Origin of the sequence: Bartonella sp. AC158YNML, from assembly GCF_042196725.1 — a bacterium.
Classification (GTDB): Bacteria; Pseudomonadota; Alphaproteobacteria; order Rhizobiales; family Rhizobiaceae; genus Bartonella.
Genome location: NZ_JBHIQU010000070.1, coordinates 1 through 1,145, shown reverse-complemented (window position 1 = coordinate 1,145; position 1,145 = coordinate 1). Strand labels below are relative to the sequence as shown.

Here is a 1,145-nt window from a genome sequence, read left to right as displayed (position 1 = left end):
TAAAGCAACCAAATGATAGAAACCGCGTACCCATTAATAAAACAATCCCTGCCGAAATCAAGCGAGGAGACAGATGAGAAAGATCTTTATTATAACAGGAATGATTATAGCTTTTGGATTGCCAAATTTAGCATATAGTTTTGTTACTTCCATACCTAATCCTGAAGTAATTCATGATAGTTATACATCTGCATCAAAAAAAACTGCAAAACCACCTGCTGAAAAACCACCTGCTGAAAAACCACTATCTACTTCAGCAAAAGAGTATCTGAAAATTATTGAATTATTAAAAGAACAGGTTGAAGCGCAAAAAAAGCGAATATCAAAAGATGCAGACATCTATCATTCTGTGATGGGTAATAGAGTAATTAACAGACTAATGTCCCCAAATAACATGGACTATTTTTTTCAAAATCCGGAGCTTATCTATCCAGTTCCAAAACTGCGCTACAACAACAAGGATACAATGTCTCAGAAACTTATGAATATTATTGCCGGCGTTATTATGAAAGAAAAAAGACCTCATATGTTGCCAAACGACCAAATACGTACAATGGTTAACGAGCGTCTCAAATATAGCGGTATCGTCTCTAAAGCCGTAAGCTTGCGAGCTTTTCAGGATGCAAAGAAACGTTTTATACAAATTACAAATTTCTTAAATGATATAGATAAAACAAGGAGTTTGTCAGAGGTCGCAGAATTGCAAGTATACATAAAGATCATGTTAGCCTTACTCCACAATGAATCTTTAAAGCTACAAATGATCAGGAATTTAAGCAATAATGAAGAATTTCTTATCGACATACAAAAACGCAAAATCTATGGAAATATAGTTAATACATTAAACAGACAGATGCCTCGCATACGGTTTTACCAAAATTCTTTATAACATTTGTTTTCTCTATTTTATGAAAATAATCCTATTGTACATGTCTCAACAATCTGGAAAAACGCACAAAAGTTTCATCAAATCCAAAATAATCTCGGTGGGAGCGCTTGGACAAATTGTGTCAATACCAATGAAGCACATAGCATGTATCTGTATTTTAAAATGATAAAAAATTGAAAATTCATTAAAGAGGAATGCCATGAACTTCACGCTGTTCACGCAACTTTTCACTGAAATTGACAAAATAACAAAAACT

Annotated in this window: 1 protein-coding gene and 1 pseudogene; both read left to right on the top strand. The window is 33.4% G+C overall.

The window, feature by feature from the left end; all coding sequences use genetic code 11:
• Positions 1-77, top strand: a pseudogene (locus ACFIM1_RS09275) (TrwH protein); the annotation flags it as partial.
• On the top strand, positions 74-889 hold the full coding sequence (locus ACFIM1_RS09270) for a type IV secretion system protein (RefSeq protein WP_375609828.1): 816 nt from the start codon (positions 74-76) through the stop codon (positions 887-889). The pseudogene ACFIM1_RS09275 and the gene ACFIM1_RS09270, both read left to right, overlap by 4 nt.
• Positions 890-1,145 lie beyond the last annotated feature (256 nt).